This window comes from Marivivens aquimaris, assembly GCF_015220045.1.
GTDB classification, from domain to species: Bacteria; Pseudomonadota; Alphaproteobacteria; order Rhodobacterales; family Rhodobacteraceae; genus Marivivens; species Marivivens aquimaris.
Window position 1 is genome coordinate 44,693 of the sequence record NZ_JADBGB010000006.1, and the last position, 21,800, is coordinate 66,492.

At 61.5% G+C, this 21,800-nt stretch carries 22 protein-coding genes; 5 read left to right on the forward strand and 17 right to left on the reverse strand.

What is annotated here, in order from left to right:
- The first annotated feature begins 78 nt into the window (after positions 1–78).
- The 5 genes from IF204_RS19475 to IF204_RS19495 all read left to right on the forward strand — a co-directional run bounded on the left by IF204_RS19475 (position 79) and on the right by IF204_RS19495 (position 6,907).
- Positions 79–699 carry a helix-turn-helix domain-containing protein gene (locus IF204_RS19475; protein ID WP_194098718.1) on the forward strand — a complete coding sequence of 207 codons (621 nt, stop codon included), beginning with the start codon at positions 79–81 and terminating at the stop codon, positions 697–699.
- On the forward strand, positions 692–2,620 hold the full coding sequence (locus tag IF204_RS19480) for a relaxase/mobilization nuclease domain-containing protein (protein WP_194098719.1): 1,929 nt from the start codon (positions 692–694) through the stop codon (positions 2,618–2,620). The genes IF204_RS19475 and IF204_RS19480 overlap by 8 nt, the downstream gene beginning before the upstream one ends.
- 15 nt (positions 2,621–2,635) lie before the next feature.
- Complete coding sequence (locus IF204_RS19485; protein ID WP_194098720.1) at positions 2,636–4,549, forward strand: type IV secretory system conjugative DNA transfer family protein; 1,914 nt, start codon at positions 2,636–2,638, stop codon at positions 4,547–4,549.
- Positions 4,550–4,671: 122 nt separating this feature from the next.
- Positions 4,672–6,018, forward strand: a complete 1,347-nt coding sequence (locus IF204_RS19490; RefSeq protein ID WP_194098721.1) for a hypothetical protein — start codon at positions 4,672–4,674, stop codon at positions 6,016–6,018.
- Between the two features lie 73 nt (positions 6,019–6,091).
- A complete protein-coding gene (locus IF204_RS19495; protein ID WP_194098722.1) occupies positions 6,092–6,907 on the forward strand; it encodes a GIY-YIG nuclease family protein in 816 nt (271 codons plus the stop codon).
- Between the two features lie 15 nt (positions 6,908–6,922).
- Here IF204_RS19495 and IF204_RS19500 read toward each other — a convergent pair whose 3' ends face one another.
- The 17 genes from IF204_RS19500 to IF204_RS19580 all read right to left on the reverse strand — a co-directional run bounded on the left by IF204_RS19500 (position 6,923) and on the right by IF204_RS19580 (position 21,725).
- Positions 6,923–8,770, reverse strand: coding sequence for a hypothetical protein (locus tag IF204_RS19500; protein ID WP_194098723.1), 1,848 nt, complete (start codon positions 8,768–8,770; stop codon positions 6,923–6,925).
- A complete protein-coding gene (locus IF204_RS19505; protein ID WP_194098724.1) occupies positions 8,767–9,258 on the reverse strand; it encodes an ABC-three component system middle component 2 in 492 nt (163 codons plus the stop codon). Before IF204_RS19505 ends, IF204_RS19500 begins: the two co-directional genes overlap by 4 nt.
- Positions 9,246–10,328: an ABC-three component system protein gene (locus IF204_RS19510; protein ID WP_194098725.1), complete on the reverse strand. Its 1,083-nt coding sequence runs from the start codon at positions 10,326–10,328 to the stop codon at positions 9,246–9,248. Before IF204_RS19510 ends, IF204_RS19505 begins: the two co-directional genes overlap by 13 nt.
- A 92-nt stretch (positions 10,329–10,420) precedes the next feature.
- Entirely contained in the window at positions 10,421–11,434 is a 1,014-nt protein-coding gene (gene virB11, locus IF204_RS19515) for a P-type DNA transfer ATPase VirB11 (RefSeq protein ID WP_194098726.1), read from the reverse strand.
- Entirely contained in the window at positions 11,434–12,858 is a 1,425-nt protein-coding gene (locus tag IF204_RS19520) for a TrbI/VirB10 family protein (RefSeq protein WP_194098727.1), read from the reverse strand. Before IF204_RS19520 ends, virB11 begins: the two co-directional genes overlap by 1 nt.
- 2 nt (positions 12,859–12,860) lie before the next feature.
- A complete protein-coding gene (locus IF204_RS19525) occupies positions 12,861–13,583 on the reverse strand; it encodes a TrbG/VirB9 family P-type conjugative transfer protein (protein WP_194098728.1) in 723 nt (240 codons plus the stop codon).
- 5 nt (positions 13,584–13,588) lie between these two features.
- Positions 13,589–14,269 (reverse strand): virB8 family protein, encoded by a 681-nt coding sequence (locus IF204_RS19530; RefSeq protein ID WP_194098729.1) that lies wholly within the window; start codon positions 14,267–14,269, stop codon positions 13,589–13,591.
- A gap of 17 nt (positions 14,270–14,286) precedes the next feature.
- Complete coding sequence (locus IF204_RS19535; RefSeq protein ID WP_194098730.1) at positions 14,287–15,300, reverse strand: type IV secretion system protein; 1,014 nt, start codon at positions 15,298–15,300, stop codon at positions 14,287–14,289.
- A complete protein-coding gene (locus IF204_RS19540) occupies positions 15,301–15,726 on the reverse strand; it encodes a hypothetical protein (protein WP_194098731.1) in 426 nt (141 codons plus the stop codon). It lies immediately after the preceding gene.
- Between the two features lie 8 nt (positions 15,727–15,734).
- On the reverse strand, positions 15,735–16,502 hold the full coding sequence (locus IF204_RS19545; protein ID WP_194098732.1) for a type IV secretion system protein: 768 nt from the start codon (positions 16,500–16,502) through the stop codon (positions 15,735–15,737).
- Positions 16,499–17,611, reverse strand: a complete 1,113-nt coding sequence (locus IF204_RS19550) for a transglycosylase SLT domain-containing protein (protein WP_194098733.1) — start codon at positions 17,609–17,611, stop codon at positions 16,499–16,501. The genes IF204_RS19545 and IF204_RS19550 overlap by 4 nt, the downstream gene beginning before the upstream one ends.
- Entirely contained in the window at positions 17,608–17,817 is a 210-nt protein-coding gene (locus IF204_RS19555; RefSeq protein ID WP_194098734.1) for a hypothetical protein, read from the reverse strand. Before IF204_RS19555 ends, IF204_RS19550 begins: the two co-directional genes overlap by 4 nt.
- Positions 17,814–20,192, reverse strand: coding sequence for a VirB4 family type IV secretion/conjugal transfer ATPase (locus IF204_RS19560; protein WP_194098735.1), 2,379 nt, complete (start codon positions 20,190–20,192; stop codon positions 17,814–17,816). Before IF204_RS19560 ends, IF204_RS19555 begins: the two co-directional genes overlap by 4 nt.
- Positions 20,182–20,460 (reverse strand): type IV secretion system protein VirB3, encoded by a 279-nt coding sequence (locus IF204_RS19565; protein ID WP_038070148.1) that lies wholly within the window; start codon positions 20,458–20,460, stop codon positions 20,182–20,184. Before IF204_RS19565 ends, IF204_RS19560 begins: the two co-directional genes overlap by 11 nt.
- Before the next feature lie 15 nt (positions 20,461–20,475).
- Positions 20,476–20,757, reverse strand: coding sequence for a TrbC/VirB2 family protein (locus IF204_RS19570; protein WP_009574106.1), 282 nt, complete (start codon positions 20,755–20,757; stop codon positions 20,476–20,478).
- A gap of 16 nt (positions 20,758–20,773) precedes the next feature.
- Positions 20,774–21,331, reverse strand: coding sequence for a lytic transglycosylase domain-containing protein (locus tag IF204_RS19575; RefSeq protein ID WP_194098736.1), 558 nt, complete (start codon positions 21,329–21,331; stop codon positions 20,774–20,776).
- 79 nt (positions 21,332–21,410) lie between these two features.
- Complete coding sequence (locus IF204_RS19580) at positions 21,411–21,725, reverse strand: hypothetical protein (protein WP_008335576.1); 315 nt, start codon at positions 21,723–21,725, stop codon at positions 21,411–21,413.
- Positions 21,726–21,800: the final 75 nt, after the last annotated feature.

A 21,800-nucleotide genomic window follows, 5' to 3' on the forward strand; every position in this document is an offset into this window, starting at 1 on the left:
TGTATAAGCGAATGAGAGAAGGAAGATGTTGGCAGGATATGGCCAATGTTTGCACATTTTGTCCGAGGGGTCTGACTCGTGAGGAGGCCAGCGAAAAACCTGAAGCTTGAAGAGCGCATCGAAGTGGCGCGGCGCTTTGCGGCGGGGGAGAGCGCGAAGGAGCTGGCGGCGGCGTTCGGTATCTCTCCGCGCCACGTGAACCGGCTCGCGAAAGAGGAGGCGGGCGATGGGATCGCAGTGCGCGATCCGAGCGATACGGTGGCGTTCCGGGCCAGTCGATCCGAGCTGGATGCCTTCGATGCAGAATGGCGCGAAAGAGGCTATGCCAACCGGTCGCAGGCGCTGAATGCGGTGCTGCGCGGACGGTGCGGTTTCCTCGATATACCCCGTGATTTGGTCGAGGAATTCTGTGCCGCATGGCGTCAGGCGAAGGACGTGAGTGACGCCGGACTGGTGCTTGCCAAGGCGGTGCATCGCGGTCGGCTCGAGGTCTCGGAGGCGGACCGCGCGGTGCTGATCGAACTGCTCGATCTGGCGCAGTCCATGAGCCGTGAGATGGGCCGGTTGAAGGATGCGGCGCAGTCGCTGCGTGCTCAGGAGTGGCCGCAAAAGGAAGACGGGCAGGGGGCGGAGAGCGCGGTTCTGGAGGGCAGCCCGCGCGAGACCGTGACAGGTTTGAGGCTCGTCAGAAATGGCTGATCCCCTCGCCCTCTACGCCTCGGTCATGGGGCGGCTCTGGGAGGATGAGCGCATCCGGGGTCAGGCCGCGGCGCGGATCGATGCCCGGCTGGCGGGTCGTCGGCAGGGTCGCAGTTTCGCACGCGTCGGATCCCTGTCGGCGCGTAACGCGCTGAAGGCGGCCTCGGGGCAAAGCCGCGCGGCGGTCTTCAAACGGATCCGGGCCGGGGGCTGCAAGACGCGGGTGTCCCTCGGGGCGCAGCTCTCCTACATCAACGACAAGGCGGTCTACACCTACTCGACGATGACCAACGCGCTGACCGATGCGGCGGTGCTTTCTCAGGAGCAGAAAGAGGACATCATCGAGGACTGGGCCGGAACCTGGCGCGGCTCGACCAAACTCGGCTTCACCTCGCATATGCTGCTGTCCTTCCCGACCGACGTGACGGTCGACCAGGTCCGCGACATCGCGATGGATTGGACGGAGCACTTTTTCGAGAGCGGCGAATACGGCGATCAATGGGACTATGTGCTCGCTGTCCATGACGACCGGGCGCACAAGCACGCCCACATCATCCTGAACAACCGCGGCGTCGAAAACGGCACCTGGTTCTCCTGTTGGGCCGAGGGCGTGATGTCGCCGCAGCTCATGCGCGAGAAGCAGGCCGAGATCGCGGAAGGCTATGGCGTGATGCTTGATGCCACCACCCGGCTCGAGCGCGGCATCTTCGAAAAGTCCGCCGGGATCGAGGAGATCTACCGCGCCAAGGAAGAGGCCCGCCTGCCGCGTGAGATTGTCATGACGGCCCAGGAATCCGCAATCGCGCAGGCGCAGGTGGTGGGCTTCGCCAAGGACTACAAGAACCTCGCCGACCTGCTGGACCGGATGGACCAGCGCCACATGGCCCGCGCCGTGCGGGGCATGGCGGGCGGGCTCGGCTCCGGCACGCCGTGGAACTTCACCGAAGGAGAGATAGACATGAAGGACATCAAGACCGTCGGTGATGCGATCGACTATTCCGAGCGCACGATTGAGGCGCTCAGACTCAAGGCCGAGGAACTGGACCCGGCGGAGCGGGCCGCTTTTGAAGCCAAGGCCGCGCCGATCATCGCGGACCTCTCGCAAATGGTGCCGGATCCGGAGTTGCGGGCGCGGTTCGGCAAGCAACTCGAAGAACCCTATCCGCCGGGGGCGGGCAGCGAGGTGCTGATCGCCGCGCTTCAGTCCGGCAACGACGAAGGGCTGCGCGACGTGCTCGAGCGCGCCGAGGAGGCAGGCATGGACAGCGAGGAACTGGTGGCGCGCATCTCGGCGGGCGGCACGCGGAACTACGGCATGGCGCAGGACTGGGTCGAGCGGGACATGAACGCGGTGCTGGCGAAGGACGGTCTCAGCGTGGAGACCGCGAGTGACGACCAACTCGATGCGGCGCTCGAAAAGGTCGACGGCGTGATGGACGCGCTGATGGAACGGGCGAAGGAACTGGGCGTCGAGATCGGTCGGACCCTTGCGGACGAAGAACAGGAGATCCTGCCACTCATCGACGAAGACGACCGGACGCCCAATCCCTACCTGCAGGACCTCGCCGACATGCTGCGGGACGGCAAGCTCACCGAGGAACAGGAAGAGACGGTCGAGCGGACTCTGCAATCGGAGCTCTTCAAGGAATTGGGTGAGGAAGGCTTGGCCGAACTCCGGCGCGGGAACTACGAGGTGCTGGATGCGGCCCTGCCAAGCAAGCTCGACCAGATCACCGTCACGCAGGAGTTCCTGGAGATGACCTTCGAGGAGACCGGCGATCAGGTCTTCACCGACCGCGCCGCCGGGTTGCAGCAGGACAAGGCGACCGAGGTGGCACGACTGCGCGGGAGCCAAGAGGCGCAGGAGCTGGGGCGCGATCTTGGCCGCGACCGCGGTCTCGATGACGAGATGGAATTCTGAGGGGGGATGACCACCATGACCAAGACACTTCCCCTCTGGGCCGCGCTCCTCTTCGGTGTGATTTGCGGCGCTGTCATCGGCACCATCGTCGCCGCTTTCTACCTGACCCTGGCCCTGAAAACCGGGTTTCAGAGTTTCGACATGTTGGCGCTCTGGAAGGCGAGCACAGTCACACGCGCGGCGCACCCAGAGGCCTTCAAGGTGGGGTTTGGCGCCGTCGGCTTCGGAGCCATCGGCCTCGGCGCGCTCGCGCTGGCTTGGACCTGGAAGAAAGAGCGCGACGACTACGGATCGGCCCATTGGCAGACCAAGGCGGAGCTGAAGAAGAACAGCATGTTGCAGGCCCCCGGTAAGGGCTTCGTCTGCGGCAAGCTTGGTGCCCCGGCCTCGAAGGCGGAGTTCATCTCCTCGACGACCATCCCGCATGTGATGATGGTGGCCCCGACCCGCGCCGGTAAGGGTGTCGGCTTCGTGATCCCGAACCTCTTGAGCTTCGCAGGTTCGGTGGTGGTGCTCGATGTGAAGGGCGAGAACTTCGAGAAAACTGCCCGGTTGCGGGCGCTCAACGGTGACGAGGTCTATCGCTTCAGTCCCTTTGACTGGGCCAATGCCACGCATCGCTACAACCCGCTCGCCCGGATCGCCAAGGCCCCGAGCTTCGCGCAGCGCTTCACTGAGGTCTCGATCCTGGCCGACCTCTTCCTCGATAAGGACAACAAGCAACTCGACACCTTCTCCGAGGCGGGCAAGTCGATCTTCGTCGCAGCCTGTCTGCTGGCGATCCAGCGCGGCACGCCGAACCTTGGCGAGGTCAACAAGATCGTTGCCGGCGGCGAGTACAAGAACGCGCAATACAAGACCTATGCCGACGAGGCCGAAGAAGACATTCTGCGCGAGCTATGGACCAACGCGGCCTCAGCCTCATCGCGGCTCCTGACCTCGAACATCCAGGCACTTATGACCGCCGGTCTCAAGCAATGGGACAACCCGGCGGTGCGCTCGGCCACCGAGGCGAGCGACTTTGATTTCTCGACCTTCCGCAAGACCCCGCAATCGCTCTACATCGCCGTCTCCGAGGATCACATCGCGACCCTCGCTCCGCTCCTGCGCCTGATGTTCGCCGACCTCATCGCCTCGATCCGGCTGAACGAGCCGGGCCCGGATGAGCCCTGGCCGGTCATGATGATGATCGACGAATTCCAGCAGATGGGGGCGATGCCCTATCTGGAACGCGCGATCCATTCGCTGGCAAGTTACGGCGGCCGCGTCGCGATGATCGCGCAGTCGCTGGCTTCGCTCGACCGGATCTACGGGCCCGAGGGCCGCGAAAGTCTTGAGAACGGGGCAGGGCTGAAGCTTTACATCACACCGCGGGACCAGCGGACGGTGAAAGAGGTCTCGGCGGCCGTCGGCAGCACCACACGCGAGGCTGTCACCCGAATGTACGGCCGCAACAAGGGTTTCCTCGGCGCAACCTCGACCTCGGCGCGGCTGGAGGAACGGCCGCTGCTTTCCGAGACTGAAGCGCGCCTCATGGATCCCGACGAAGTGATCATCCTCGCCTCGCCGCAGCACCCGATCAAGGCGAGCCGGATCAAGTATTACGACGATCCGTTCTTCAAGGCTATGTTGGCCCGCCAGGAGGGCAAGCCATTCCCCTATCCGCCCAGCGTGCAAGGTGTGGGACCTTGGGGCGGCGATGGTGGTGACGAGACCGGCGCAGACGAGCAGGTGAAAGCAGCCGAACGCGCGCCTGTCCGGGACCGTTCACAGCGCCGCGAAGCGCGCGCGATGAGCGTGATGCCGATGGAGTCCGGGCGCGGGCAGCCCGAGCCCGAGAAGCTCGAGCGCGAAGCGGCCGTGCCGAAGGAATGGGAGGCGGCGCTCGACCGGCAGGAGGATTTCATCGAGGAGTTATTGGGTGGGTGATGACGTGACGGTCCCTCTAACCTACAGTGGTTCCGGGAAAATCGTTTTGGTCTGGAAGGTAGTTTCTTTTGAGAGTTGAGGCCGCGGAAAATCCAAAGCACAATCCGATCGAAGGTGTCTCTTTGGACGAAGCTCGCTCGGTTCTTCGGTCCGCGACGCCTGGTGGTGGAATTGGTCTGGAAGAAGTCATTCGCACGTTTGACTGCGACGCGCTTCATGCTGATGAGATTCTACGGGCGTTGGCCGTGGCTGGCTACATCGAACCCTCGGATGTCCGAGGACAGCTCCTCTTCTGGACGCTTACGCCAAATGGCAATCGGCTGGCCTTGGAAAAGAAGCGAAAACGTATCGATCCTGAAAAAGTCAATGCTACCGTCCTAGAGCTGATAAACCGTGCGAAGATCATCAATTCGGACCCTGATCGTCTGCAACGTATCACCTTGAAGCTATTTGGCAGCGCCTTGGAGGAGCGGGACGACTACGGTGATGTTGATGTTTCCATCACCTATCACCGACGCCAGTTGCCAGTGGAAGAACGTGAGCGAATAGAAGCTGCGTTGCGGACACGCCAAAGCGACCACGATCGCCAGACGGTGATGGGACAGGTGATGGGGGCTGAGCAGCAGGACACTCGCGAGATCCGGGCCGCGCTGAAGAAAGGTTTGCCGCACCTTTCGCTAATGCGCGATGATCCTATGGAGCTTGGGACTCCGTTCCGTTGGCTGGTTGATCACGATATCAACGCGGACGCACCGCGCGGCGTCGCTGAGACCATCTTCAGGCCCAACACGCCATCCCTCTTCGAGCAGACCACACGGGAGCTTCCGCAGGTTAGCCTGATGAAGGCGCGCTATCGGGAGATATCCCCGACGAGGAAGGTCTCCATGGAAGGCCTCCACATCGGCATGGAGGATGCCCCTCGGCTCGAAGAGGCGTTGTGGTCTCCTCGGGTGACATACGAAGGAGACCTAGTGCCGAACGATGCGAGAGACGATCCATGTGTTCGATTCGCGGGGTTTCAGCACCTTTGCCCAATCTGGAAGGAGCAGATTGGCGGTGTGCTGATGCTGAAACGAGCCCTGGAGTGGTGCGATCAGAACAAGGTTTGGCTGCGTGATCTCGTACCGATGGTCTCGATTTCACGAGGGAATAGGTGCAACGTTATCCGTCTCGGGGTGGTCGGCCAACTGATCTATTTCGAAGTTGGGCCTACTGTTCAAAAGGGTAGTTTGTTGCCGATTAACCGAACCCGCGTTTCCAAAATCGACTTGGCTGGTGCCTATGCTGTGGCTCGCGCACTATCCAAGATGTACTTTGAGGCGCGATGCGCGAAGTTGCCAGCCTGTTCCGCGACAATATTCCTTCCCTCGGTTGAACTGGAACGGCTGCCAGATTTTCCGAGTCTGGCCAGAAGTGGTAATTTCAAGGAGGGCGGATTTGCCGGGCTTGTGAGGGCGGAGCTGAGATAGGTGGCACGCTATAGATTGCGAAACAAACACCGCATTCCTATTTTTCAGTAATGGCCATCATCTCTCAATCCAAATGAAAAGCAGCGCTCTCTACCATCTATGGAAACGTCAGGTTTTCTTGAGAAATCGGCATCAAGATTTCGATCGACTTCTTGCCACGAGGCGCTTTTCGTCCGGGATATACCTGATCGGCTGCGCGGGTGAGATCGTCTATGTTGGGCAATCCTGGGACCTGGTCAGGCGCTCAATCGAAAGCCTGGGCAACCACTACCACAGGGTAGCGGACACGAAACTGCCTTGGTCGATTGCTTTCGCGCCTTGCTCTCCGGACGAGATGGACGAACTAGAAAGCACCGCGATCCGTACCTATGCACCCCGCTTCAACACATCTCTCCCGAGCATCGCCAAGAGTTTGTCCCGAATGCCGGAGGTGGTTGGCAGCGCCGCAGTATTCCAAGATCAAAAGAGCGACTGCGGGGCATTTCACCCCGAGAACTTGCGACGCCAAGTCGACGCCGCTGCGCAAAATTACGAGCCGCCATGGGCGGTCAAAAAGACCCGCCGGAAGACCGAACGCAAGTCGCCAAGGCAACCGGAAATCGCACTTGAGCCGGTCGAGTGGACCGAGGAGGAAGCGGCTGGGTTGGTGCAGGCCTATGGCGTTTCGCTGAGCGAACCGTTGCGATTTAGGATCAACCTCTGTGAGGATGGGTCGGTGATTACCAAGGATGGGGAAGTCATTGGCACTTGGACGATGGATGAAAACGCCCATCCCTCCTTCTTTCCTGACGGCGCGACCGAGCCCCTCATCTTTGAAGTCTTCGTCGGATTGCTTTGTCAGCGTGTTGCCGAGTGGTATGAAGCTGAAACGAGTGACAAGATTGGGTAGTTTTGCCAAGCTCTTCTATGACACGGGGAACAATCCAAATCGACCTTCGCCCTCCATCCCTGAAAAATGCTCGACGCGGTCGCCCAACTCGACATCCGATGGGGGGTCTGTGTTCTCGACAACAATCACTTGCCGATCAGAATTAAGTTGGAGGAGATATCGATAGAAGTTTCCGTTCAGATTGGTGGCACTCAGGTCATCGTCGGCGCTCTCTGGTTCTTTGTACGACAATAACGGCGAGTCGAGTATGACAAACCCAGGGTGCGGTTTGTCTTTTGACGCACAGAATTCAAGAAGTGAGATCGAAAAAGCAGCTTGAGTGATCGCTCGGAGTCCCTTTCCGTGTGATGTGCGGGCCTTCCCTGAGATCACCAAGTCTTTGACCTGCAAATCGAAATGCACGCGGTCGCTTCCCGGAAAGGCCCAGCTCTTCAAAGTTTTTTCGACCAACTCGGAGAAAGGCGCCACCATGGTGTCGGTAAGGCGAGATACTGAAGTGGTGGTCTCTCCCGATGAACTACCCACCTGTTCTAGTTGTGATTTGCGTGCCAGCAGATCCTGCATCGTATCGAACAGCCCCAAGGCTTCTCGGACATTTGCACCTTTGTCTGCAAGTTCCTTGTAGGAAGCTCGTTGTTTTCGGAGATCAGGGGCAACTACTTGCTGCAGTTCAGTTTCCCGTTCTCGAAGTCTTGCCTCAATACCCGGCAAAGCGCCTTCAAGCCGACGTTGTTCCTTTTCTAAAGAGGCGATCGTCTCTTCCAACTCCCCGGCCCGGCGGTCAATTTTCTTGATTTCAGATGTTGCTGCAGAAGTCACTCGAGACACATCACCTGCACAAACGTCGGTCTTGTGATATTCGGCGGACGATCCACAAACTGGGCAAACATTGGCATCGATCGTTGCGATAATGCTGCCCGCCTCCTGAATACTCAAAAGGCGCTCCATATCCGACCGGTAATGTTCTCTCAGAAGTTGGAAGCGCACTAGAAGCGTTGCGACTTCGGCGTGGCGATTTCGGTTGTCTTCACGGCGTTTCATTAAACTGCGGCGGTCAGTGGATATGCGCTTGTAATATTCCTCAGTAACGGAAAGCTGGTTCGAGCGCTCTTCCATAGCTGCAGAAAGGCGGTTTTCCTGCGCTTCCAGGTCGTCCTTGTTGCCGGAGAGATCCTTAATACGCCGTTCTGTGCCGCCTATTAGCTGATCTAGAAGCTCAAGCTGCGCTTCTCGCTTCTGCTCTTCCGGAGATTTCTGAGAGATTGCTGTCAAAGCGGAATCGTCGAGCCCGGTTAACAACAATCTGAACACAGACGTGTTTGCTGTGTCGGCGGTATAGTTGCCATCCGAAAGCGGCGACCTCTTCTGGATGATCTCTTCCTCGTTGACGATGCACAGGCGTGCGAGATTCCTGAAGCTTAGGTTCTGAGTTTCATCTTTTTGGTTTTTCTTTATTTTTCTGTCGGATAGTCCGATTTTATCCAGCAGAAACGCCGACAGGTTCTCAGTGTCTTTTGCGCTGTGAACATCACCCAATGCTCGGCCCTGCCCATCGGGCAGGGTATCGGAAAACAGACCATCAAAGACCTCGAATGCCCCTCCAGACATGCTTCGGGCAATGGTGAAGTTCTCATCACCAGATGAAACCGCCAAAAGAATGCGGTCATACCCATTGGATTCTTTGAAGTCGGTTAGTGGACCCTTCGCACCAAGCATGAAGTCGATGGTTTCAACGATGAAGGATTTCCCGGTATCCGATGCACCATAGATAACATTCAAGCCTGCGTTGAATGTGACAATGGCCGGTACTTTATCGGGGCCATGGAAAGCAAGGCTTTCGATTTGAATCCCGCGATAGGTCATTCGGAACCTGTGAAATCGTCTTGGAATTCGGCGACCCAGTCATCCAAGAGCTCAGACATCAACGCGTCGAATTGGGTTTCATTGTACTCTTCGAAGTACTGCGCGACCCATTTGGCACGATCGAGCAAGCGCTGCGCGTACGATGTGGTCAATGCTTCAACAAAGAAGGACGAATACTCCCCTGCACGGTAGTAGATCCCCTGATCGGTAATTGAACGCTCAACAAGTTCGCGAGACATGAGTAGATCCAGCGCCGCGTAAACCGCCTTTCTCCTAACCTGTGTCACCGGTGCGGTGATCGGCGTCGACGGATGCAGGTCTTCGGGGCCATCAAGCAAACTCGTTCTGACGACCAGGTAGTCGAGAGCAGTGAGCCGCTGAATGTCGAGCTCCCGCGGAAAACTTGCGTGCAGGGCCATAACCGCTCGTAACCCGGTCTCAAGCGCGCCGTTGAATGGTGATCGGTCCAGGCTGTCTACTTTTTCCATGTCAGCCTTCCATCGTTGGCGAGTTGATGGCAAACGCCTCTTCTGTCCGCCGGCCGTGCGGCTCTATTAAGGGGATGCGCATCGAGAGCCAAGGTCTGAGCCATGTCCGTCACTGCGACAACTCTCGCGTAGCCGTCCGGGTGTGATTTGTCATGCGTGTCAGCGACGCCATCGTGGATCTCATCCTGAAGCGACTCGAATGTGCCGGGTTCGGTTTTGTCGCGAACGAACACACGTAGGGATTCAGCGTGAAAAAACGCTTCACGAGAGCGTTTGAGATGGTCGTTGAGAGGCTTCCACTTTGTGATCTCTGACAAGGATATCTGCGCTTCGCCGGCATGGTCCGCATAGGCCTCGAGCAACCGGTCTACGTAGTTCCTTTCGTGGGCTTCGACTTCCTCGGGAGGCATTTCCGACTTCGGCCGAGGCGGAAGTCCGCCACCAAACCGCCTTTGGTGATATCGAGTCTTGCCGTGCTGCTCGATCACTTTTCGTGCTGCAGGAGCACTGAAGATACGGAAATCGAAGTTGTCCACGTATTTCGAGAAGTCGCCGACGAGTTCGATAACCTGCTTGTCAGTCACCCTTTTGGAGATGGATTTTTCCCATCCCTCGATCACTTTTCCCTTTAGCTTGGATGCATTGCCCAAAAGCAGATCGAGAGTGGGTGTTGTGCCTTTTGGGGCGATGAAGAAGCAGGCCTTTGGTGCTTTGTAGTCGCCGCAGAACGAGTACCAGAGAATCTTCCCGATCTCTGGCGCGATGTCTGTGAAGCCAAGTGGTCGTGCATAGTGCTTACACTGATAGTTGTCCCAGTCACCCAAGAAGCAGTCGGCATCCATGAAACCCGCCACGTCGATCCCTTTGTCGCCGGAACCGGTCGGGCGAACCACGTCGGCATAGATCTCCTTCAGTGAATGAACCCACTCATCGACGAATGTTTCCCACTCATCGGAGTCGTAGGTGAAGATCAGCCTTAAAGGATCGATCTTTGGGCCGTCCTCAAAGCCTGCGGCGGAGAGGGTCGTATCGTGGGGAAGTTCCTTAATTGCGCATTCGAACTCGATCATGGAGACCAATTATCAGATTTCTCTACCTAAAAGTGTTGTCACAATATCAAGTGTTCCTCGGTGATCAATCTGCAATTTGTAGTGCGATAGGCCTAACTTGGAAAAGAGTGATCGGGGCGGCGTTTGTCTCCACCCGGCAGATAGAACTCCGTAATCCCCCGCTTCCCCTCGGCCCGCCCGAGCTGGACGATCACATCGATGGATTTCCGGATGTATTCGCGCACCTCGGCGAATGTCAGCGGTGTGCCAGCCTGCAGAACCATGATCGCCAGCCGGTCGATGGCGAGTTCTGCGGTTTCGGCGTGGATGGTGGAGACCGACCCGCCATGCCCGGTGTTGATGGCCTCGAGATAGGTCAGGGCCTCGGCGCCGCGCAGCTCGCCGACGATAATCCGGTCGGGGCGCATGCGGAGGGAAGCCTGGAGGAGGGCGTTGGCGCTGCGTTGCGAGCCGGCGCCGCGGTCGGCCAGGAGGGCGACGGTGTTGGGCTGGCCGGGGAAGAGCTCGAAGGCGTCCTCTATGGTGATCAGTCGTTCATGCTCGCTCACATGCGTCAGAAGGTGGCGGGCGAAGGTGGTCTTGCCGGTTGAGGTGCCTCCGCTGATCAGGACGTTGAGCCGCGCTTCGACAAGGGTCTGCAGCGCGACCTCGAGGTTTTCTTTGGCGAGACTGGCAATGTTCTTCATCTTCTCGGCACGGAGCGCATCAAGCGAGACGGCCTTGCCGAAAAGATAGGCAGGGGCGTAGTCCTGAACGCTGCCTAAGGCGAAGAGGCGGATGGTGATCGAGGCACCGCGATCGATGGCGGGCGGTACGGCGACCTGGACCCGAAGCGGACGGCCTGCATATTCCACCTTACCGGAGACGAGTGGGTTCTTTTCAGAGACGCGGGCCTTGGCGTCGCCGACGATGGTCTGGGCCATGTTGAGCGCGGTGGTCCGGTCCACGGTCTGGCCCTCATGGCGCATGGTGGCATCGCCCGCGACCTCGAGCCAGACCTTGCCATCCGTGTTGATCGCGATCTCGACCACGTCATCGCGTCTCAGCAGGTCGCTGAACGGGTCGAGGTAGCGCTCGAGGTATGAGGCTGGTGGCGCCTGCTCCATCAGTAAATCACCACATCCCTGTCCACGAGCACGGTGACCGACGCCCCCTGATCGACATAGATGGTCGGCGCAATCGAGACCTGGTCGGCGATGACCGAACCGACCGCGTCCTGAAGGTTGCTGCCGACATCGCCCAACACGATGCTGGTCGTCTCGTTGTTGGCACTCTCCGCCGCCACGGCCGGTGCCGCTCCGATCACGGAAATCAGTGCAGCTCCGCCGAAGCGCTCGGCAAACTTGGTGTCAACGAGACCGGTGAGGCCCGACCGGCCGAGTTGATCGCCGCCCACGGCGGCGATCTCCATCGAGGTGCCGTCCGGTGTCAGGACTCGGGTCCAGAGGATCAAGATGCGCTTCTGGTGCATCTCGATCCCGGAGCGATATTGGCCAAAAAGGCGGGAGCCCCGGGGGATCAGAATCCGGTCCCCGGAAAACGCCGGAACCGGCTCGGAGACGACCGCGACCACGGAGCCCGGCAGATCGCTGTTGATGGCGGTCTGGAGCGCGGCCTGGATGACGGACCCTTGGGTCAGGGTGCGTTCAGGATGAGCGAGGCGGGCGGCCTCCTGCACCTCGAGTGGGCGCGCGCTTTTCAGGAACTGCTCATTGCCCGAGAGGACCGGGCCGCCAGTGCCAGCGGTCGCCGGATCGGCCAACGCCGCGCCACTTTGGCCACCACGTGGACCATCGGCAAAGACCACCGCTGGCGATTTGATCTGCGCGGTCAAAAGCTCCTCGGCAACCCGCTCGGCCTCACGCTGACGCTGCTCCTCTTCCTGACGCCGGCGTTCTTCAAGAAGACGCTGGTCGGCGATCAACCCTTCGCGATCGAGCTCGGCCTCGAGGCCTTCGCGTTGTGCGCGTTCGGCATCGAGCATGGCTTGCAGCCCTTCGATGCGGGCCTCGTTCTGGCGCTGCAGGTTGGCAAGCTCGGTTTCCTTGGCGGCGAGCGTCGCTTCAAGCGCGGCCTTCTGTTCGTCGAAGGCTTCGCGCAGGTCGGCGACGGCGGACTGGATTTCCGAATTGCGCGCGGCCTGGCTGGCGGCAAGCGCCTCGCGGAGCTTGGCGATCTCGGCCAGCACTTCGGCGCTCGGTTCGGGGGCAGGGGCGGCGGGGACATCGAGCGCTTCCTCGACCGCAATCAGCGCGTCATTGACCCGTTGCTCGGTCTCATCGGGTGGAAACTCCAGCCGCCCGCCGGTGCCGGGGCGGCGGTCCTGGAAGGTCTCGACATCGGAGGTCTCGAGCGCACTGTCGCCCTCCTGCAGGCCAGTCGCTAGGAAATACGCGACCCCGGCACCGCCCAAGGCGAGGGCAGCGGCGAGCGCACCGACCCCGAGGCTGTTACCCCGGCGTTTGGATTTACCGCGCTGGCTGAATTGATCGAGGCGGTTTTGAAGGTCAGGAGGGGTTTGATCGGCCATGGTCAATTGCTCACATAGATCGCGCTCTCGTCGCGCCAGGCACAGATCGCCTCGTCGCCGATGCGCAGCGTCCAGTAGGTGTTGACCCCGAGCACGCGGACGGTATTGCCTTGCTGGGTCCAGTTCACCGTGCGTTCGCGGCCCTGGTCATCGGCCTTGAAGAGGGCGGGCTGGCGACCACTCTCCGGGAAGACAAAATACGTGTAGCGCCCGTCGTCGTAGATATGGCTGGGGCGGAAATCCCCTTTTCCCGAGACGCGGTAGTTGTAGTTGCGCGGTGCCTCAAAGCCCTTGGGCTGGGTCGCACCTGCCGCGCGGCGCTCCTCGTCGGGGTAGCGGAAGCGTACCTCGAAGAACATTCCGGTGCGGTTCGGGATCGAGCCCTCGCGCAGATGGAAGGAATAGGTGCGGCGGTTGGTGATCACCGTCATGTTGGTCGAGGCATTGGCCACATGCGGTTTGATCGTGAGCACATTGCCAAGCTCGGGGATCGGATCGACCTGGAAGCTTTCGGTGTCGCCGACAATCACCGCCTCGAACCTCTCCCCAGCCCCGAAATGAATCGTGGTCGAATGACGCAAGTCAGTTTCGATCCGGTAGACCTGGTTTTCATTATAGACGGCAGTGCGGATGCGGATGTCGAGCGGGCCGCCTTGCGGCGTGGCTTCAGCATAGGCGGCAACAGGAAGAGCAAGCGCCAGGAGGAGCGCGGGCAGGGATTTCATCTTGGTCAGTTCTCCAGGGTCTCGGCGTCGACGCGGTAGGAGGTCACCACGAAGCCCAAGGGGTTGGCCCAGACGTCCTGAAGGCGCTGGCGGGTTTCGGGTTGGAAGTCGTAGCCGACGGTGGCGACATAAGACCTGGTCACGGTGCGGGTATCGCGGGGACGGCGCAGCGTGCGGGTGAAGCGGACCTGCGCCACACCGCGCTCGATCTGGTTAACCGACTTGATCACCACCTCGATCTTGGCGTCGCGGCCATAGACGGTGATCGGGTAGTCCTCATTGGTAGAGGACCAGAGATCGCGCAAAGTGTGTGCCGCATCGCCGTCCGAACGATCCAGCACCGAGTTGATACGCTGCTCGCCATCGGTCAGGTCATAGGTCTCGCGGTCATCCACATAGGCTACGAGATTGGCCTGGATGATGGCGTCGCTCTCGGACAGCGTCAGCGCCTGGACGGCGGCGACCCGATCCATCTCGCCCGTTTCCTTGTCGACCACGACGACGAAGGTTTCGGTCGATTTGAGCGGAAAGAGGCTGGCGCCCGCGACCATGCCGGCGACGCCGACCAGCACACCGGCCGCCGCGACAAACCATGCGAAGCGCTCACGCCGCCTTGGCCCGTAGATGAAATCCGCCTCGAAAGCGTCGCGGTCAGGCGCGGAGGAACTGGTTACAGTCTTCTTCAAAGTGGTCGTCTTTCAAATCAGGGTTTGCGAAAGGCCTTGGCGGCGGAGAGGAGCGCGCCGGGGCTTTGCCGGATCAGCTCGCCGGTCTTCACCACGCCCGCATTGGCCATCTGGTTCAGTTCCTGCGGAGACTTGCCGGTGACGAGACGCGAGGCGGCACCCGTGCCGTACTCGCGCGTGTTCACGAAGCCCTGACGTGCGAGGCCGGTCAGACCCACGGCATTCGAGGCAATGCCCACCACGCCGGTAAGGTTGGAGGCGATGTAGGGCACCGACGCCATGATCCCGGCGCTGAGGATCAGGATCACGAGGAAGGGCAGGATGAGGCTGACGGTCTCGACATCGCCCGGATCGGCGGAAGCATCCCCAATGGCCTCGGCGATCGCCACGATGATGCCCGCGGCCCCGGCGGCCGCGACCGGCATGAGCGCATAGCCGATGGTGGCGCGGGTCCAGGCCTCGAAGAGGGATTGGGTCGGTTTGAAGAGCGAGGTCACGATCATGAAGGGGGCGATCACGATCATCAGCGCGAAGACGATGCGGGCGAAGGCGATGATCCCGGCGGTGACGGCGGCGAAAACGGCGGAAAGGACGAAGAAGATGGCACCCAGGACCGCGCCGAAGACCCAGCCCGCCCGGTCGCCGATCGTATCGCCATAGGCGGTGATGCGGGCGACCATGTTGTCGAGGCTTTCATAGACGCCAGCTTCGTCGCCCGAACCGGTGAGGGCCAAGATGGATGCGCCGATAGAGTCGGGGACCTGGGTGACGATGCCATAGATGACGCTGAAATTGTCCCAGCTCTGCGCGAATATGCCCACCAGAGCCACCTTCATTCCGAAGGCAAAGCCGGTGCCGAAGGGCAGGGGGCGGAGCTGCATGACTGCATTGATCCCGAGAAGCACGACAAGGAGCGCGGCCCCGGCGGAGATCACGTCGCCAACCGTGCCCGCCGAAGAGACAAAGCCGTCCTGCGCCACGGTATCCACCGCGGCGTCGACCTGGCTCAGGATGTCGCGAATGACCCCCATTTATTCCGCACAGGCCTCCACAACTTGCGCCTCGAGCGCGTCTGCCTGCGCGTAGAGGTCGAGCACCTTGAACGGCAGGCGAGGATTGTCCGATGTCTGGAACCGGGGCAGAGCGGTGAGCGCCTGTTCCCAGGTGAACTGATCCAGCAGGCAAGTGCAGCTCTCCGAGGCGAGGGCTTCCTCGGCGATCAGGATGCGCAGGATCGCGCGGTAGCCGTTGCGGAGATAGGCGGTCTCGGCCAGATCGGCGGGCGGTTTCGGGACACGGCATGCGTCGGCCTCGTCCCGCGCGATGGCCATCGAGTTGAAGGGTGTGTCACCGGAGGGCTGCGTGGTCGGAGTTTGGGCCAACGCAACACTGGGCAGGGCGGCCACGACAAGCGCGGCGAGACCAAGAGATAGAACCGGTGCCAAGCTGAGGGTCATGACTTGCCTCATGGATCCACCGCCATCGACCGGAACTTGCGTTCATCCGCGAGCGTCGCGGCATCGACGACGCCAAGCTGGCCGGCGCTGACGCCTTGCGCCGCTTCAAGCCGCCAGATCTGGGTCAGGATGATGCCGAGCTCGGCGGTGACACGGGTGTTGAGATCAACGGCGGCCTTCAGACCGTCCTGATCGTCGATGAGCCCGACCATGGTCTCGAGCCGTTCGAGGCTTTGACCCGCCTCCTCATGGCTTTCCTGCGCGGCGACGGAGAGCATGGCGCTGGCCCCGGCCGAGGTGGCGATGCGGTTGTCGGCGGGCTGATCGGAGCCTGAGAGCGTGCTCAGGCGCTCCGAGGTGAAGCCGCTGCCAGACAGCACTCGCTCGACCGAGGCCGAAAGCTCGGCGCCGGGATTGAAGCCGCTCAGGAAATCCCCGCTCGCCAGCGATTGCGCAGTATTGAGGGGGGCCACCAGCTCGCCACGCAGCGCTCGGAACTCCTCGACTGTGGCGAAGAGTTCTCCGAGCCCGCTGCCCTCAATGAGGGAGGTCAGTTGCGCCTCGAGGTTCGTCAACTGCGAGAGCTGGGTTTCCAGTTCCAACCGCATGGTGGCGAGCTGCTGCATCTGGACATTCAGGTCCTCGGCCATATGCTCGAGCTGGGCGACAAGCTGACCAAGCTGTGATCCATCAAAGGTTGGCACGCCTTGGGCCGTGGCGGGCGAGGCGAGTCCGAGTGTGGTGACTGCGGCCACCGTCAGGAGAAGATGTCTCATTCGGGAACTCCCATCTGCATGAAGTCGCGCTCGGCCAGCCGATCGGCGACGAGGTGCTGCGCATAGGCCGCCTCGCGCTGCTGGTTGGCGGCCATCAGCCGGACGCGGAGATTGAGGATGCGGCCGATCTCGGCCTTGGCGTAGGTGTTGAGTTCCCAGGCCGCCTTGGCATTGGGTTGGGCATCGATCTGCAGGATGATCGCGCGCAGACGATTGATGACCTGTTCGGTCGTGGCCGAGCTGTCGGCGGCGTAATAGACGCCGGCCTCGGAGATGCTGGCATATTCGGCGAGCGCAAAGTCTGAAGGTGAGAGCGTGCCAAGCGCATCGGCACCGCCCACCACGGCCAGGTATTCGTTGTAGAACTTCGAGATGTTGCGCACGTAGCCCTGGGTCTCGGCAAAGGGCGGCACGCCGCCATATTCGATGACCCGACCGGGGCCTGCGTTATAGGCCGCAAGTGCATGGGGGATGTTGCCGAAGCGGTTCAGCTGCGTGATGATGTAACGTGCGCCGCCGCGCAGGTTGTCTTTCACGTCATAGCGGTCGACTCCAAGATCGGAGGCGGTGCCGGGCATGAGCTGGGTCAGTCCATAGGCCCCGACCGGGCTTTCAGCGGCGACGTTGAAGCGGCTTTCCTGTTTGATCAGGGCCTGGAAGAGGCAGCGCCACTGTGTGGCCGAGAGACCCGCGCGGGCCACACCGGGCGCGCCTGCGAACTCACCTGCCACCTCGACGATCATCATTTCGACCGTCTCGCGGCCTTCGCCGAAGAGACGGCTGTTCATCGGGTTCGCATCGGTATTGGGATAGACCGCTGCCACCCCGAAATCCGCATTGCCCTCAAGCGCGCGAATATCGAAGCCGGGCCCGGTGATCGCGGCGGTCATCTCTTCGAGGACGCGCAGCTGGTCGGCCTGGACATCGGCCAACGTGGACTCCGTCCGATCCTTGTCCTGCTGGACGCCAAGATCTTCGGCAAGCGCAGTCACCCGCGCGATGGCGCGACCGATCGCGGAATTGTCCTGCGTCGGCACGCCCTGGGCATGCGCAGGCAGGGCACCGAGGCTAAGGCAGAGCCCGGCGGATATGATCGCGCCACGGCTCATTCCGGACGGGGCAGGGGCTCGAAGGTGCAGTCGGGCTTGGCCGTCTCCTGCACCGGTGCGCCCATGGTCGAGAAGGAAAGCGCGGACCGCGTCACCTGCGGCTCGCCATTGCGTCCGAAGCAGGGCGAGGTTTTCTCGGTGTATTTCTCGCAAGCTGCCAGAAGGCTCGCGGCGGCGCAAAGCGCGAGGAGGGGTTTCGAACTCATATCACATGTCTCCAGAAATCAGGGTCGACGCGCCAATCGGCGGGCACGCGCGCTTCGCCGGTGGCGCCACCGCCAAGGATGGGGAGAAGGGCGCCGAGCGCGGAGAGATCGGCGTCAACGAAGACGCTATCCCCCGCCGAGCGCACGAGCGCGATGCGCTGGCCAATGGTGGGCTGCACCAGAAGGGCCGCCTCCTTGGCGTTGATGCGGAGAAAATCGTAATCGGAGACGGTGGCGCGATCGTTCGGGAAGAGGATCTGGGTCGGGACTGTTTCGACGATGGTCTTGCCGACGCGGCTGTCGCGCAGCTGGCTCGGGTACTGCGTCATCATGATCACGACGCAGTTCATCTTCCTGAGCGTCACCAGCCAGTTTTCCAGCCGCGCCCCGAAATACGGATCGTCCAAGAGCTTCCAGGCCTCGTCGAGCACGATGATTGTGGGACGACGATCCTCGACTACACGTTCGATCTGGCGGAAGATGTAGGAGAGCACCGCCATGCGCTCGGTGGTCATGTCGAGGATCTCGGTCATATCGAACCCGACGATGTCACCTATGAGCTGGAGGCCCGCGCCGCGTTCTGGTTCGTCGAAGACCCAGCCATAGCGACCACCCGGCGCCCATTCGGCAACGCGGGACTGCAGCTCGCCATCATCATCGAGCGACTGGAACAGGGTCTCAAAACTGACAAAGCTTTGCAGGGCCGCGCCCGCATCGGCGTTCTGACCCACGGCGCTCTGGATATGGCGGGATTGCTCGCCCGAGAGCGTGTCATTTCGTGTGAGCAGGGTCGCAAGCCAGTCCGAGAGCCAGGCGCGGCCGCGCTTGTCGGTCTCCGTGGCGAGCGGGTTGAGGCCCGTGGGAACACCGGCCCGGATTTCGTTGTAGCGGCCGCCAAGCGCACGGACGGCCATCTCGAGGCCGCGATCTTTGTCGAAGAAGAAAAGCCGTGCGCCGACCCGCTGCGCCTGCGCCGCGAGGAAGGCGGTAGTCAGCGTCTTGCCCGTGCCGGTGCGCCCCAGAACCAGTGTATGGCCGACGGTCGGTTCCTTACCGGGGCCGCCCGCCTCGTGGAAATTGAACCGATAGCCCGAGGTGCCGACCGTCGGCAGGACCGAGATGGTTTGGCCCCAGGGCGACTGATCAGGGCCACGCCCCTCGACGCTGCCATGGAGCGCCGCGAAATCAGCGAAGTTGATCGAGGAGATCGGCGTCTTCCGCGCCCGGTAGCCGAAATTGCCGGGGGATTGCGCGAAGTAGGTGGCTTTGAGAGCCATGTTCTCCCGCACAATGACGGACATAATCTCCTGACCGACGCGCTTGATCTGGGCGGCGGCGCGTTCGAGCGTGTCGCGGTCTGGGGCATAGACGGCGATCGAGAGGTGATGATCGCCAAAGGCGATGCGGCCTGCTTCCTGATCATCTGCGGCCTGGCCGAGTTGTTCGCGCAGGGAGACGGCAGCATCGTCGGAGGCATGCATCTGGCGGATGATCCGCTGGATGCGTTCGGCCATGATGTTGTTCGGTATCGGGCTGAAAGAGTTCGTCAATACGATGTCGAGCGGCAGGTCGAGCGCGTCGAGCAGCGTCACATCTGTCAGCGCAGGATAGGTCTTCATCGAAAAGAGCGCGCCGTATTTGACCTCGCCGGTCACGGCATCGGTCAGGGTGACCACGTCGCCGTCAAAGGTCGCGCGGCAATTGCTCAAAGTATGTGAAAGAGGCAGAGCGCTTTGTCCGAAGGCGATGGGGGAGAATGCCCCAGCGTTCAGCGTGTTGAGATAGCCCAGCCATTCCCCGCCGGACTTCGTGAGCCGCACGGGATTGGCCGAGGCAAGCGCCACCTCGAAGAAGCCCATGACCTCGTTCAGCTCCTGCAGGCGCGTCGCGCGGTCCTTGACCCAAGCCTTTCGGGCCAGCGCGCGCAGGAGCGGAATGCGGGCGGAGATATCGGGGCGCCGGATGACGCTGAGATAGAGCTGGCGCTTGGCTGGGCGCAGGTCTTTGACATGGGTCTGCCAGCGCGCGTCGATCGCCGCGGCGAAGCTGTCTTCCTCGATGGGGCGCATTCCGAGATCCTGCGGGACCGAGATCCGGTGGATGTAAAAGCCGAAGGCGTTGCCGGTCTGGGCGACGATGGCCGCGACCGCGCGTTTGAGCGCGTCGAGCCGGGCGTCTTCAGTGGTCATCGGGTTCAGACCATCAAGGCGCAGGGTGGCCAAGAGGTCGCCCTCGCGCAGCACCATCACATCGTCATCCGCGAGGGCAAAATACGGCAGGTGTTCGGCGAGATAGCTCTCCCGCGCGAACGCCCCGCCGCCGGCTTGATGCAGGGCGGCCCCAAAAGTGGAAAGAGTGCCCGCATCAAGCGCCAAAGCTGTCGCCTCCGTGCAGGGCCCGGTTCTTCGTCGGGCGCACCGAGCCGTAGGAGACGCGCAGGACCTCGAAGAAATGCGGCTCGCGGTCGGCGACGAACCAGAGGATCGGATAGGCGACGAGACCAATCAGGAAGAAGACCATGGACTTCGTCCAGATGAACGGCAGAACGACCCCGGTCGCCAGCACCACCAGGTATCCGACAGGGAGACCCAGATACTTGGGCGGACGGGCGAGACCCAGGAAGAGGGGGGATCGTTCTGCCACTGCTCTACTCGGTTCTCAGGAGAAGCCGTCGACGATGGTGCCGGCCGAGAAGATCAGCACGATCCCGATGATGACCGAGGCGAACCAGCCCCAGTTCAGCCGTCCCATCATGCACATGAAACCGGTGCCGATGACCGCGAGCGTGGCGACCGCGATCCCGATCGGACCGGTCAGCGCGGCCTCGACGGTTTCCAGCATGGTCTGGATCGGCGACAAGTCCTGCGCGAGGGCGGGAGTTGCGAAAGCCGCCAGGGTTGTGGCGGCAGGCAAGAGGCGGCTGAGGCGATGTCGAAGCATGCGAAGTTCCCTTGTTTTACTGAAGATCGATGAGGACCGGAGCGCGCGCAGGCACCCGGGCTGCGACGCGAATGTCCCGAGCAGCAATGGGCGTGCCTGCCAGCCGGGACCGGATCCGATGGATGCGCGCAATGTAGTCGCGGGTCTCGGCGAAAGGCGGAATGCCGGAATACTCGACCACCCGGTGCGGTCCGGCGTTATAGGCTGCCAGCGCCAAGTCGATGTCCTTGAACGTTCCGAGTTGTGCAAGCAGATAGCGCGCGGCACCGTCGAGGTTCTGGGAGGGATCGCGCGGATCGACTCCGAGGCCGCGGGACGTGTCCGGCATCAGCTGGCCGAGACCATAGGCGCCCTTCGGGCTGACGGCGGTCGGGTTGTAGCTGCTTTCAGCTTCGACCAGGGCGCGGAACAAGACCTGCCAGTCGTCAGCACTCAGACCAACCTGACGCAGGGCGCGGTTCCCCTGGTGGCGGTCAGCAGTCGTCCGGATCAGGGCGAGGATGTCATCGCGACCGGAAGGCGGCGTGGTGTCCAGCGAGGCCAGAATGACTTCGGCCTCAGCGCTATGATCCAAACCAGCCCATGCAGGGCGCTCACCGTGAAAAGTCCAGCCCGAGGTCCGGGCTGTCCCGTCGCGGCCGAAGGCGATGACGTCAGCCGCGCTCCTCGAGGGTGATGCTGTAGTCAGGACCAAAGCGCAGATCGCGCCCGTCACCGAATTCGAGATGATGTTTGAAGAGGCCCGGCCATATGTTGAAGTACCGCGGCTCTGGCCCGTGCGGGGTGATCCGGGTCGAGACCAGAATGGCTTCCGGCTCGCCCTCGCGCAGGTAGATGCACTGGTAGCGCGGCTTGCCATCGTCCGTGAACCCCACGAGTTCATACCGGCAGCGGAACGCGATGCCCTTCTCGGACAGGTCTTTGACACCATCGATGGTGATCAGGATCTGGTTGCGCGCTATCGGCATGTTCGGACTCTCCCCACGAGAGCCCTTCTACTTCCTGCGCTTAAATCCATAAAGTCATACGGAGTCAATACGACA

Bases quoted from the DNA above. Each gene is read 5' to 3' on its own strand.
- IF204_RS19510 (WP_194098725.1), bottom strand. From the start codon at position 10,328: ATGATCGAGTTCGAATGCGCAATTAAGGAACTTCCCCACGATACGACC.
- IF204_RS19520 (WP_194098727.1), bottom strand. From the start codon at position 12,858: ATGGCCGATCAAACCCCTCCTGACCTTCAAAACCGCCTCGATCAATTC.
- IF204_RS19500 (WP_194098723.1), bottom strand. From the start codon at position 8,770: ATGACCTATCGCGGGATTCAAATCGAAAGCCTTGCTTTCCATGGCCCC.
- IF204_RS19525 (WP_194098728.1), bottom strand. From the start codon at position 13,583: ATGAAATCCCTGCCCGCGCTCCTCCTGGCGCTTGCTCTTCCTGTTGCC.
- IF204_RS19535 (WP_194098730.1), bottom strand. From the start codon at position 15,300: ATGGGGGTCATTCGCGACATCCTGAGCCAGGTCGACGCCGCGGTGGAT.
- IF204_RS19495 (WP_194098722.1), top strand. From the start codon at position 6,092: ATGAAAAGCAGCGCTCTCTACCATCTATGGAAACGTCAGGTTTTCTTG.
- IF204_RS19485 (WP_194098720.1), top strand. From the start codon at position 2,636: ATGACCAAGACACTTCCCCTCTGGGCCGCGCTCCTCTTCGGTGTGATT.
- IF204_RS19540 (WP_194098731.1), bottom strand. From the start codon at position 15,726: ATGACCCTCAGCTTGGCACCGGTTCTATCTCTTGGTCTCGCCGCGCTT.
- IF204_RS19480 (WP_194098719.1), top strand. From the start codon at position 692: ATGGCTGATCCCCTCGCCCTCTACGCCTCGGTCATGGGGCGGCTCTGG.
- virB11 (WP_194098726.1), bottom strand. From the start codon at position 11,434: ATGGAGCAGGCGCCACCAGCCTCATACCTCGAGCGCTACCTCGACCCG.
- IF204_RS19545 (WP_194098732.1), bottom strand. From the start codon at position 16,502: ATGAGACATCTTCTCCTGACGGTGGCCGCAGTCACCACACTCGGACTC.
- IF204_RS19570 (WP_009574106.1), bottom strand. From the start codon at position 20,757: ATGCTTCGACATCGCCTCAGCCGCCTCTTGCCTGCCGCCACAACCCTG.
- IF204_RS19555 (WP_194098734.1), bottom strand. From the start codon at position 17,817: ATGAGTTCGAAACCCCTCCTCGCGCTTTGCGCCGCCGCGAGCCTTCTG.
- IF204_RS19580 (WP_008335576.1), bottom strand. From the start codon at position 21,725: ATGCCGATAGCGCGCAACCAGATCCTGATCACCATCGATGGTGTCAAA.
- IF204_RS19505 (WP_194098724.1), bottom strand. From the start codon at position 9,258: ATGGAAAAAGTAGACAGCCTGGACCGATCACCATTCAACGGCGCGCTT.
- IF204_RS19550 (WP_194098733.1), bottom strand. From the start codon at position 17,611: ATGAGCCGTGGCGCGATCATATCCGCCGGGCTCTGCCTTAGCCTCGGT.